12 protein-coding genes and 1 tRNA gene are annotated in these 10,931 nt (G+C 64.7%); 7 read left to right on the forward strand and 6 right to left on the reverse strand.

Annotation, left to right across the window (positions count from 1 at the left end; genetic code table 11):
• Window positions 1-191: 191 nt before the first annotated feature.
• The gene (locus QZ609_RS11095) at window positions 192-701 is read left to right on the forward strand and encodes a hypothetical protein (RefSeq protein ID WP_295494244.1); all 510 of its coding nucleotides are present in this window, start codon (window positions 192-194) and stop codon (window positions 699-701) included.
• A 77-nt stretch (window positions 702-778) separates the two neighbouring features.
• Here QZ609_RS11095 and QZ609_RS11100 read toward each other — a convergent pair whose 3' ends face one another.
• A complete protein-coding gene (locus QZ609_RS11100; RefSeq protein WP_295494246.1) occupies window positions 779-2,680 on the reverse strand; it encodes a potassium transporter Kup in 1,902 nt (633 codons plus the stop codon).
• A gap of 387 nt (window positions 2,681-3,067) precedes the next feature.
• Here QZ609_RS11100 and QZ609_RS11105 point away from each other — a divergent pair, with 387 nt between their 5' ends.
• Entirely contained in the window at window positions 3,068-3,310 is a 243-nt protein-coding gene (locus QZ609_RS11105) for a hypothetical protein (protein ID WP_295494247.1), read from the forward strand.
• 12 nt (window positions 3,311-3,322) lie between these two features.
• On the opposite strand, the gene QZ609_RS11110 is transcribed toward QZ609_RS11105, so the two are convergent.
• Window positions 3,323-4,357, reverse strand: a complete 1,035-nt coding sequence (locus tag QZ609_RS11110; protein ID WP_295494249.1) for a quinone-dependent dihydroorotate dehydrogenase — start codon at window positions 4,355-4,357, stop codon at window positions 3,323-3,325.
• A 229-nt stretch (window positions 4,358-4,586) separates the two neighbouring features.
• Between QZ609_RS11110 and QZ609_RS11115 the strand changes: the two genes are divergently transcribed.
• The 4 genes from QZ609_RS11115 to QZ609_RS11130 all read left to right on the forward strand — a co-directional run bounded on the left by QZ609_RS11115 (window position 4,587) and on the right by QZ609_RS11130 (window position 6,956).
• A tRNA-Met gene (locus QZ609_RS11115) sits at window positions 4,587-4,663 on the forward strand.
• Window positions 4,664-4,839: 176 nt separating this feature from the next.
• A complete protein-coding gene (locus QZ609_RS11120) occupies window positions 4,840-5,427 on the forward strand; it encodes an NUDIX hydrolase (protein WP_295494260.1) in 588 nt (195 codons plus the stop codon).
• Between the two features lie 22 nt (window positions 5,428-5,449).
• A complete protein-coding gene (gene aat / locus QZ609_RS11125) occupies window positions 5,450-6,199 on the forward strand; it encodes a leucyl/phenylalanyl-tRNA--protein transferase (RefSeq protein WP_295494250.1) in 750 nt (249 codons plus the stop codon).
• Window positions 6,186-6,956, forward strand: a complete 771-nt coding sequence (locus tag QZ609_RS11130; protein WP_295494251.1) for an arginyltransferase — start codon at window positions 6,186-6,188, stop codon at window positions 6,954-6,956. Before aat ends, QZ609_RS11130 begins: the two co-directional genes overlap by 14 nt.
• A gap of 405 nt (window positions 6,957-7,361) precedes the next feature.
• Here the strand turns inward: QZ609_RS11130 and QZ609_RS11135 are convergent, their stop codons facing one another.
• The 4 genes from QZ609_RS11135 to QZ609_RS11150 form a co-directional block, all read right to left on the reverse strand.
• Window positions 7,362-7,676: a TM2 domain-containing protein gene (locus tag QZ609_RS11135; RefSeq protein WP_295494252.1), complete on the reverse strand. Its 315-nt coding sequence runs from the start codon at window positions 7,674-7,676 to the stop codon at window positions 7,362-7,364.
• A gap of 69 nt (window positions 7,677-7,745) precedes the next feature.
• Window positions 7,746-8,027: a hypothetical protein gene (locus tag QZ609_RS11140; protein ID WP_295494253.1), complete on the reverse strand. Its 282-nt coding sequence runs from the start codon at window positions 8,025-8,027 to the stop codon at window positions 7,746-7,748.
• Entirely contained in the window at window positions 8,024-9,433 is a 1,410-nt protein-coding gene (locus tag QZ609_RS11145) for a LutB/LldF family L-lactate oxidation iron-sulfur protein (RefSeq protein ID WP_295494255.1), read from the reverse strand. Before QZ609_RS11145 ends, QZ609_RS11140 begins: the two co-directional genes overlap by 4 nt.
• Before the next feature lie 30 nt (window positions 9,434-9,463).
• Window positions 9,464-10,189: a (Fe-S)-binding protein gene (locus QZ609_RS11150; protein WP_295494257.1), complete on the reverse strand. Its 726-nt coding sequence runs from the start codon at window positions 10,187-10,189 to the stop codon at window positions 9,464-9,466.
• Window positions 10,190-10,427: 238 nt separating this feature from the next.
• On the opposite strand from QZ609_RS11150, the gene QZ609_RS11155 reads away from it, so the two are divergent.
• Window positions 10,428-10,931, forward strand: a 504-nt coding sequence (locus QZ609_RS11155) for an IclR family transcriptional regulator (RefSeq protein WP_295494258.1), incomplete at its 3' end; no start/stop codon positions are given.

Consider the following 10,931-nt stretch of genomic DNA (forward strand, 5'->3'; position numbering starts at 1 on the left):
GCGCATTCCGCTAGCCAGAACCCGCCCGGTCTTCGGACCCGGCGGGTTTTTTCATGGTGCGCGGCGACAGCCGTTACAAGTCATTACACGTGCGGAGCTTTTCTAACACTCGCGCGTCGTCGACCCCTCTTTTCGCCGCGTTAAGGAGGCACAGGCACACAACCAGCCTGGCATCCACGAGGAGAATCTCCATGAAGACGAGCCACACCCTGATCGCCGCCCTGTTCGCTGTTGCCGGTACCGCTGCTTTCGCGCAGACCACCCCGCCCGCCCCGACCGCTCCGGTCTCGCCGGTCACGCAAGTCCAACAAGATAACCAGCAGATCCGCCAGGACAACCGTGACATCCGTCACGACAACCGCGATATCCGCCAGGACAACCGCCAGATTGGCAAGGACCGCGCCGACATCGGCCGCGACAAGGCCGCCCTGGCCGACGAGCGCGCCGAGCGCAACACCGCCCAACGCCGCGAAAACCGCGATCTGGCCAACGGCAACGTCAAGGGTGCCGAATACTGGAACAAGCAGCGCGCGCAAGACCAGCACCAGATCAACGGCGAGCGCCACGACCTGAACAAGGACCGCCAGCAACTGAACGGCGCGGTCAAGGATCGCAACCACGACGTGCGCGACCGCAACCATGACGTGCGTGCCCGCAAGGACGAAGTCCGCGAGCGTAACCACGCCGCTTCGAAGATCTAACTCCAGCGTCGCTTAAAACAAAACGGCCCGTGCGTCTCTCTCGCACGGGCCGTTTGCTTTGATGCGGTCAGCGTCGATCAGATCTCGACCTTGGTCCCCAGCTCCACCACGCGGTTGGCGGGGATGTGGAAGAAGTCCGACGGTTTGGCGCCGTTCTGATGCATCCACGCAAACAAGCGCTCACGCCAGATCGACATGCCCGGCAGCTTGGACGGCACCACCGATTCACGCGCAATGAAGAACGACGTATCCATCAGCTCGCAGCGCGTGCCGATCTGCGGCTGGCCCAGTTCCAGCACGCGGTACACGTCGGGCGTTTCCTTGAAACCGTATTCGGCCTTGAGGACGTAGAGACCGCTGCCCAGATCGCGCACGGTCACGCGCTGCTTGTCGTCCACATAGGGGATGTCGCGCGTGATGAAGCTGACGAAGATCACACGCTCGTGCAGCACGCGGTTGTGCTTGAGGTTGTGCAGCAATGACACCGGCACGAACTCGGGATTGCCGCTCAGGAACACGGCCGTGCCCTCCACGCGATGCGGCGGGTGCGCCAGCAGGCCGGCCAGGAACGGCTCGAGCGGAATGCCGTCTTCGAGGCTGCGCGCGCGCACCAGCTTGCGGCCCTTGTACCACGTCATCAGCAGGAAGAAGACCGCACCGCCCAGCATCAGCGGGAACCAGCCGCCGTCGCGGATCTTCAGCAGGTTGGCCGCGAAGAAGGCCATGTCGACCACCAGGAAGGCGCCGATCACCAGCGTCACCAGCACCGGATTCCAGCGCCAGACCTTGTGCATCACCACCGCGGCGAGCACGGTGGTGATGACCATGGTGGTCGTCACCGCAATGCCGTAGGCGGCAGCCAGGTTATCGGACTTCTTGAACGCCAGCACCACGCCCATCACCAGGATCAGCAGCATCCAGTTCACCACCGGCACGTAGATCTGGCCGATCTCGGCCTCCGACGTGTAGCGGATGCGCATGCGCGGCACGAAGCCGAGCTGGATGGCCTGGCTCGTCAGCGAGAACGCACCGGAGATCACGGCCTGCGAGGCGATGACGGTGGCCACAGCGGCCAGCACCACCATCGGCAGCTGCAGCGCGTCCGGCACTGAGCGGTAGAACGGGTTCTCAATGGTGCTCGGATCGGTCAGCAGCATCGCGCCCTGGCCGAAGTAGTTCAGCAGCAGGCTCGGCGCCACGAGGAAGAACCAAGCCCAGCGGATCGGACGCGCGCCAAAGTGGCCCATGTCAGCGTATAGCGCCTCGGCGCCGGTCAGCACCAGGAACACCGAACCCAGCACCACGAAGGCCTGCAGCGCGTGCTCATGCAAAAACGCGATGGCGTACATCGGGTTGATGGCCGCCAGGATCTGCGGCGCCTTCAGCAGGTTCAGCAGCCCCAGCGCGGCCAGCGCGGCGAACCATACCAGCATGACCGGGCCGAACAGCTTGCCCACCACCGAGGTGCCGCTGCGCTGGATCAGGAACAGCGCCGCCAGGATCACCAGCGTGATCGGCAACACCCACGGCGACAGCGACGGCGCCGCAATCTCCAGGCCTTCCATGGCCGAGAGCACCGAGATGGCCGGCGTGATGACGGCATCGCCGTAGAACATGCAGGCGCCAAATACGCCCAGCATCAACAGCAACGACATCCGCTTGGAATCCTTGGTGGTGGTGCGCAGCGACAACGCCATCAGCGCCAGGATGCCGCCCTCGCCGTTGTTGTCGGCGCGCATGACGAACAGCACGTATTTGAGCGACACCACAATCACCATCGCCCAGAACAGCATGGAGATGATGCCCATCACCGCCGCGCTGGAGAATGGAATGCCGTGTTCGGGGCTGAAGCACTCCTTGAGCGAATACAGCGGGCTGGTGCCGATGTCGCCGAACACCACGCCCACGGCGCCGACCACCATGGCGCGCAGATTCACGTTGGTCTGTGAGGATCCTGTTGCTGTAAGAGCTTGACTCATGTGTTCTTGTTGGCCGTGACCGCCGGCCAGTTAAAAATCGTGCAATGCACAATGAGGGCGGATTGTACTCTCGGGTCCTATTGCGCCAACCCCTCAAGCGGCTGTTCGTTGCCGAGCCGCGTCAGTCCGGGATGGGCGTCCCACAACGTTCTTCCGCCCAGAACACCTATTGCCGAGGCAAGCAATTGATCGGCTCGGATGCGTCGAAGTCGCCTGGATTCTGGCCAAACGACCTCCCAGGTCGGGTTGTGCATGCTGTGCTGCACACATCCAAACGTAGGACTTCACCCGACAGAACTTTGTAGGAAAATAGCTGACAAACCTGAATTGCAAACTTTCGTTGCGGACCAGCTTGACAGCGACGCGGCGAAACCACCAAGGACCACCTTGCCGTATTCCGCCATCCGCGCTTGGGGACGTGCCCAGACCGGGCTAGCTGCACTGCTGGTGCTACTGGCGGTGGCTGCGATGCTGCTCGCCATTCCGCGCGTGATCCTGCCGTGGGCGCAATCGGCGTCCTCGCCGCACTTCGACCCGGCGCTCTGGGCCGACTACGCCGGCCCATACGACCTCGCCGCCGCCGTGGTGGCGGTCAGCGCGGTCGTCATCTTCCTGATCCGGCGCCGCTAGGCGGCCGCGCCCTCAGCGCGCCAGGGCGCGCGCGCATTCGGCCACGAGACCCGGGCCGCGGTAGATCAATCCCGTATAGAGCTGCACCAGTTGCGCGCCCGCGCCGATCTTCTCGCGCGCGTGCTCGCCCGCCAGAATGCCGCCTACGCCGATGATTGGCACGGCATCGCCCAGCAGGCCGCGCAGCGCACGAATCACGCGCGTCGACCCCTCGCGCACGGGCTGGCCCGACAGCCCACCCGCCTCCTCCGCGTGCGGCAGGCCCGTCACGGCTTCGCGGCGGATGGTCGTGTTGGTGGCGATCACGCCATCCATCTTGTGGCGCAGCAGCGCATCGCCAATGTTGGCGATCTGATCGTCGTCGAGGTCCGGCGCAATCTTCAGCACCACCGGCACGTAGCGCTTGTGCTGATCGGCCAGGCGATGCTGCGCATCGCGCAACGTGCCGAGCAGGCTGTCCAGCTCGCTTGCGCCCTGCAGCTGGCGCAGATTCTTCGTGTTCGGCGACGAGATATTCACCGTCACGTAGCTGGCGTGCGGATACACACGTTCCAGGCAATGCAGGTAATCGTCCACTGCGCGCTCGATGGGCGTGTCGGCGTTCTTGCCGATATTCAGGCCGAGCACACCACCCGCCTCGCGCCACTTCGATGCCTGCACATTGTTGATGAACGCCTCGACGCCGCCGTTATTGAAGCCCATGCGGTTGATGAGCGCATTTGCAGCCGGCAAGCGGAACATGCGCGGGCGCGGGTTGCCCGGCTGCGCGCGCGGCGTGACCGTGCCCACCTCAATGAAGCCAAAACCGAGCGCACCGAGCGCGTCGATATAGGCACCGTCCTTGTCCAGCCCCGCCGCCAGCCCCACCGGATTCGGGAACGTGATGCCCATGACCGTGCGCGGCTGCGGCGCCACGCGCGCGCCGATGCAGCCCGACAGCCCCATAGCGTGTGCCCGCTTGAGCTGGTTCAGCGTGAAGTGGTGTGCGTCTTCCGGGTCCATCGAAAACAGCAGAGGGCGGGCAAGCGGATACAGGGCGTTGAGCACGATCGAATACAAAGAAGAATGCGAAAGGCGGCATTGTAAACGGCACGCACTGTTCCGAGCATCGTGTGCGCCGCATTCGAACATCGCAGTCGGCGAAGTGTCTAAAAACCAGATGCAGCCTAGCTTCGCGGGCACATTGCACAGGCATCGCGCACGATGTCGGTGCCTGCCGCGCGAAAAATGTGTTGCATCGCCACAAGGATTTCGATATAGTCTTCTTTTCGACGGACGCGGGGTGGAGCAGTCTGGCAGCTCGTCGGGCTCATAACCCGAAGGTCGCAGGTTCAAATCCTGCCCCCGCAACCAGCCAGAAGTCGAACGGCTCGCTCCAAGACCTGAGCCGAATAGCAAAGCCAAAGCCCGCAAACAGCGGGCTTTTTGCTTTTCTGCGCGCATTGCTGTCGATACCCCGCACCACGCTGGGCCGCGTCGCCTCGGTGATACACTGAGACATTCCACCCGCCCAAGCCCTCATGGCCTCCATGAAATTCTGTTCCAACTGCGGCCAGCCGGTCGTCTCGCGCATTCCCGCCGGAGACAACCGCCTGCGCGACGTCTGCGATCACTGCAATACGATTCACTATGTGAATCCGCGCAACGTGGTCGGCACCGTGCCCGTATGGAACGGTCAGGTCCTGCTGTGCAAGCGCGCCATCGAGCCGCGCTACGGCTTCTGGACGCTACCCGCGGGTTTCATGGAGATCGGCGAGACCACCGCGCAGGCCGCCTCGCGCGAGACGCTGGAAGAAGCCGGCGCGCGCATCGAGATCGGCGAGCTGTATTCGGTGCTCAACGTGCCGCACGTGCACCAGGTGCATCTGTTCTACCTGGCCAAGCTGAGCGATCTCGATTTCGCGGCCGGCGAAGAAAGCCTGGAAGTCGCGCTGTTCAACGAGGCCGACATCCCCTGGGAAGACCTCGCCTTCCCGACCGTTATCCACACGCTGCGCTGCTTCTTCGCCGACCGCGCCGCTGGCCGCTTTGCCGACAACAGCTTCCGCCTGCATACGCTGGACATCTACAAACCGATGCGCTCGGCCGTTCCCGACACCCCGGCGACCACGCCCTGACCCGCTTCACCGTTCGCGCACCATGATCGCCTGGCTGGATCCGCATGATCCCTTCCCGCCCGTCGATCGCGCGCTCGGCCCGGAGTCCGAGGCGCCGGGCCTGCTTGCTGCCAGCGCCGACCTATCTCCGCAACGCCTGCTGATCGCGTATCGGCAAGGCATCTTCCCGTGGTACGCGCAGGGGCAGCCCGTGCTGTGGTGGAGCACCGACCCGCGCATGGTGCTGCGGCCGGAAGACTTTCGCGCCTCCACCACCTTCCGCAAGACGCTGCGCCGCGTGCTTGATGACCCGGCTTGGGAGATCCGCATCGACCACGCCTTTCGCGACGTGATGATCGATTGCGCCACCACTGCGCGCCCCGGCCAGCACGGCACGTGGATCACCGAGGACGTGATCCAGGCCTACACCGCCCTGCACCGCCGCGGCTACGCGCACAGCGTCGAGAGCTGGTATGCGGGCCACCGTGTGGGCGGCCTCTACGGCGTGGCGCTTGGCCACATGTTCTACGGCGAATCGATGTTCGCGCACCGCACCGATGCCTCGAAGATCGCGCTGGCGGCGCTGTGCGCCTTCCTCGGCAGCCACGGCGTCGCGATGATAGACTGCCAGCAGGAAACCGAGCATCTGGCGTCGCTGGGCGGAGCGCCGGTGCCACGCGCGGCATTCCTCGCGCATGTGCGCGAAGCAGCCAACGCACCGGCCATCGTGCCGTGGCACTTCGACAAATCCGTGCTGCGCCAGTGGACTGTCCGTAGCCATGAGCAAGCTTAAGGAACTTCCCCTCTCGGCATTGCAGTTCTATGCCACTGCGCCCTACGCCTGCAGCTACCTGGAGGGGCGGATGGCGCGTTCGCAGGTGGCCACACCCGCGCACCTGATCAACGCCGACGTCTACTCCAAGCTCGTGCGCGCCGGCTTCCGGCGCAGCGGCATCTTCACCTACCGCCCGCATTGCGACGATTGCCACGCCTGCACGCCGTGCCGCGTGGTCGTCGATCAATTCGCGCCGTCACGCGCGCAACGCCGCGCGGCTGAGCGGCACCAATCGCTAGAAGCACTGGTCGCGCCGCTCACCTATGTGGAAGAGCACTACCAGCTCTACCTGCTCTACCAATCCCTGCGCCACGCCGGCGGCGGCATGGATCACGACAGCCGCGACCAGTACGAGCAGTTCCTGCTGCAAAGCCGAGTGAATTCGCGCTTGGTGGAGTTTCGTGAGCCGCCCGAATCGGCGTCGGCGGGCAAGCTGCGCATGGTCAGCATGATCGACGTGCTGGAAGATGGGCTGTCGTCGGTCTACACGTTCTACGACCCGCTCGAGCACAAGGCGAGCTATGGGACATACAACGTGTTGTGGCAGATCGCCCAGGCGCAGGCGCTGGACCTGCCCTACCTCTACCTCGGCTACTGGATCGAACAAAGCCGCAAAATGGCCTACAAGGCGCTGTTCCAGCCGCTCGAGCTGCTGGTCAATGGAGAATGGCGCCGGTTCGAGGATGTCGCCTCAGCGAATGCTCAGACGCGCTGATCTGATGTGACAGAACGCCATAGACGCCCCCCGCATCGGGCTGCTATAAAAACGCTCTGTTCGTCACACCGGAATCAAGATGAAACGCTTCACCCGCTGTATCGCCTGCGCGTTACTGTCTGCCGCAATGGCTGGCTGCGTCGGCTCCACCTGCTCGCTTGGCCAGACCGAACCCTGCAAGTTCTACCCTGCACCGCCGACCTCGTGGGGCATGAAGTAAGGCTTACCTGGAAGTACGCTCAACCCCGGCATCAACGACGCCATAAGGCGTGATGCTAGAGCTCTGGCTATATTGGTCGCGCGAGGTCGTGCAACCCGTCAAGATCGCACCAAGGCACGCGAGCCCCACCGCCCACAGCGCAGCGCGTTTCCACCAAGTCATCCGGTTCATGAGATCGGCTCCGGTCAGGGCGTTGCCGTCAATCGCTCGGCAAGCACCGTGTTGTACGCGCGGACCATGCCCGGAATCAGGAACACGTCCACCAGCACCCACAGCCCACCAATGACGGCCAGCACCCAGCCGGCCGTATTGTTCATATCGCGAAACGCCAGCCAGCTGCCGCCGATGTTGGCGACGGCCTGCGCGATCGCGCTGCCCGGCCGCTTCAGATAAAAGCGATGGGCGCCCAGGAAACCCAGCAGGAACCACCAGAGGTACGCGACGCCCGAACTCTTCTTCTGGGCGTCGTACAGCATGATGTCGCGGGCGGTCTGGTTCATGGAATCGGCGAGCGTGGGGATAGGCGGTCAGACAGTAGCACGGCCCGCGCGTTCCATGTAGCGCATCGATTACATGCTGGCGAGCTTGGCCTCGGCCTTGTCCATCCACAGACGCATCTCGGCCAGCAAGGAGGCCGGCGAGAACGAGCAGCTCTCCTCGCCGAAGGAGACCGCCATGTCCAGCCGCTGCAGCAACGCGCGGCGCACCTGGTCGTAGGCAGGCGGCAACACGGCCAGCGGCGCGAGCGTGGCATCGTCGCGCCACTGCTTGAGCAGGCGCGGCAGATCGGGCGACTGCGCGTGGCGGTCGAGCGCCTCGCGCAGCGTCTGCAAGGATTCTGCGGTCGTCATGAGCGTGCCCGCTTCTCGCGATACAGCTCGCGGAACGTCTTGCCCGCAGGCGCCGGCATGTCGCGTGTATCCGTCCAGCCCTTGCCGACCGGCAGCGAATGAATCAACCGCTTCTCGCCGCCCATCCAGCGCAGCACGCGCGCAGCCACCCAAGTGCCGGCTGAATACAGCGCCGGCCGCCGCGCCATGAAGCCCCATACGCGCAAGCCGAAGCGCTCAGACTGCGGGCGCAGTTCGCGCTCCATCTGCTTCTCGCGCAGCGTGCGCAGCAGGTCCGACAGCGGAATCGACGCCGGGCACACGCGGTTGCACTCGCCACACAGCGTGGCCGCCTGCGGCAGGTCGAGCGCGTTGGACAGCCCGACGTAGCTCGGCGTCAGCACGCTACCCATCGGGCCCGGATACACCCAGCCATACGCATGACCGCCGATCTTCTGATAGACCGGGCAATGGTTCATGCAGGCGCCGCAGCGGATACAGCGCAGCATCTCCTGGAACTCACCGCCGATCAGCCCGCTGCGGCCGCCGTCGACGATGACGAAGTACATGTGCTCGGGGCCATCCTGCTCGCCCGGCGCACGCGGGCCGGTCAGCAGCGAGAAGTAGTTCGAGATCGCCTGCCCCGTCGCCGAGCGCGGCAGGAGACGCATCACGGTCGCCAGATCTTCCAGCGTGGGCAGCACCTTCTCGATACCCGTCACGGCAACGTGCACGCGCGGCATGATCGTGCACATGCCCTCATTGCCCTCGTTGGTGACGACGGCCACCGAGCCCGTCTCGGCAATGATGAAATTGCCGCCCGTCACGCCCATATCGGCCGACAGGAACTCGGGCCGCAGCACCTCGCGCGCCTCGCGCGTCATCTCGGGAATGTCGGTCAGGCGCGGTTTCTTGTGCGTCTTGGCGAAGAGATCGGCGATCTCCTCCTTATCCTTGTGCACCACCGGCGCGATGATGTGCGACGGCGGCTCGTTGTCGTTGATCTGGAGGATGTACTCGCCCAGGTCGGTCTCGATGCTCTGCACACCCATCTCGCCGAGCACCTGGTTCAGGCGCATCTCCTCGGTCACCATGGACTTGCTCTTGATGACCTTCTTCACCTCGTGCTTGCGGGCGATCTCCGCCACCAGGCGGGCGGCGTCGGACGTCGTCTCCGCAAAGAGGACCTTGGCACCACGGCGCGTGGCCTCGGCCTCAAACGCGGCAAGCCAGACGTCGAGATTCTCCAGCGCGCGGTCGCGGCGCTCCTTGAGCGCCTCGCGCACGGCCGGGAAGTCAATCTCCTGGATGGCCGCCGCGCGCGCGGTGACGAACTTGGTCGAGAGCTTGGTGAGGTTCTGCTGCAGGCGCTTGTCGGCGAGCTTCTGCCCGGCGCGCGCCTTGAATTCCATGCTTTGCACTTGCATGCGGATCGGTCTCCGTCGTGTTCTTGGCGTTCAGGCGTCGCCGGCCAGGACCTGCGCGATGTGCAGCACGCGCGTCTGCGTATCGCCGGTGCGGCGCAGGCGGCCTTCGATATTGAGCATGCAGCCGACGTCGCCAAGCACCACGGCATCGGCACCGCTGGCCTTGATGTTGGCGCATTTCTCGTCGGCGATGGCGGTGGAGATGTCGCCGTACTTGATCGAGAAGGTGCCGCCGAAACCGCAGCAGGCCTCGCACGCGGGCATCTCGGTCAACTGCACGCCCGGCAGCTTGGCAAGCAGATCGCGCGGTTGCGTCTTGACGCCAAGCTCGCGCAGACCGGAGCACGAATCGTGGTACGTCACATGGCCCTTGAATTCGGAATCGAGCGTGTCGATGCGCGCCACGTTGACGAGGAAGTCGGTCAGTTCGTGCACGCGCGGCGCGAGGCGCTCGTAGCGGCCGGCGAGCTCGGGATCATCGCGGAACAGATCGGCGTAGTGCTTGCGAATCATGCCGCCGCACGAGCCGGAGGGGATGACCACGTAGTCGAACTGCTCGAACTCCTTGAGCGTCTTCTCGGCCAAGTCGCGCGCCAGCGGGCGATCGCCGGAGTTGTAGGCGGGCTGACCGCAGCAGGTCTGCGCGGGCGGCACCACCACCTCGTAGCCGGCCTTCTCCAACAGCTTGAGCACCGAAAAACCCACGTCCGGCCGCATCAGGTCGACCAGGCAAGTGACGAACAAACCTACGCGCATGGGGTGTCTCGTTGTGTTCTTCGAAGGCGCCATTATGCGCCGCGCACCCGCGTGCGGCGGCGATCTCGGCACAGAACTTCTTCATCCGTCTGGTGAGTTCGCTTCATGAGCCGACGCACGCAGCGCGTCGAATGAACCGAGCGTGCCCTCCAAAATACCCAGAATCACGCATCAATAAGGTGCGAATTTTCACATCGTGGGATAGAATTTTGCATCGCATCCAAACCACCCTGCACCCATGGCAGAAGCAGACAAGGACCCCGGCAAAACGTCCATCCAGGTGATCGAGCGCATGATGATGCTGCTCGACGCGCTGGCCGGTCATGCTGATCCCGTCAGCCTGAAGGCGCTGTCCGCCGGCACCGGCCTGCACCCTTCCACCGCGCACCGCATCCTCAACGACATGGTGGCCTGCCGCTTTGTCGACCGCTCCGACCCGGGCAGCTATCGCCTCGGCATGCGCCTGCTGGAACTGGGCAATCTGGTCAAGGCGCGCCTGTCCGTGCGCGAGGCCGCGCTGGCGCCGATGCGCGCCCTGCACCGCCTCACCGGCCAGACCGTCAACCTCTCGGTGCGCCAGGGCGACGAGATCGTCTACATCGAGCGCGCCTACAGCGAGCGCTCCGGCATGCAGGTTGTCCGTGCCATCGGCGGCCGCGCGCCGTTGCACCTGACCTCGGTCGGCAAGCTGTTCCTGGCGGCGGACGAAATCGGCCGTGTACGCGCGTATGCCACGCGCACC

It is taken from the genome of uncultured Ralstonia sp., from assembly GCA_913056305.1.
GTDB lineage: Bacteria > Pseudomonadota > Gammaproteobacteria > Burkholderiales > Burkholderiaceae > Ralstonia.

Bases quoted from the DNA above. Each gene is read 5' to 3' on its own strand.
- aat (WP_295494250.1), top strand. From the start codon at position 5,450: ATGATCGCCTGGCTGGATCCGCATGATCCCTTCCCGCCCGTCGATCGC.
- QZ609_RS11120 (WP_295494260.1), top strand. From the start codon at position 4,840: ATGAAATTCTGTTCCAACTGCGGCCAGCCGGTCGTCTCGCGCATTCCC.
- QZ609_RS11150 (WP_295494257.1), bottom strand. From the start codon at position 10,189: ATGCGCGTAGGTTTGTTCGTCACTTGCCTGGTCGACCTGATGCGGCCG.
- QZ609_RS11095 (WP_295494244.1), top strand. From the start codon at position 192: ATGAAGACGAGCCACACCCTGATCGCCGCCCTGTTCGCTGTTGCCGGT.
- QZ609_RS11135 (WP_295494252.1), bottom strand. From the start codon at position 7,676: ATGAACCAGACCGCCCGCGACATCATGCTGTACGACGCCCAGAAGAAG.
- QZ609_RS11100 (WP_295494246.1), bottom strand. From the start codon at position 2,680: ATGAGTCAAGCTCTTACAGCAACAGGATCCTCACAGACCAACGTGAAT.
- QZ609_RS11140 (WP_295494253.1), bottom strand. From the start codon at position 8,027: ATGACGACCGCAGAATCCTTGCAGACGCTGCGCGAGGCGCTCGACCGC.
- QZ609_RS11145 (WP_295494255.1), bottom strand. From the start codon at position 9,433: ATGCAAGTGCAAAGCATGGAATTCAAGGCGCGCGCCGGGCAGAAGCTC.
- QZ609_RS11130 (WP_295494251.1), top strand. From the start codon at position 6,186: ATGAGCAAGCTTAAGGAACTTCCCCTCTCGGCATTGCAGTTCTATGCC.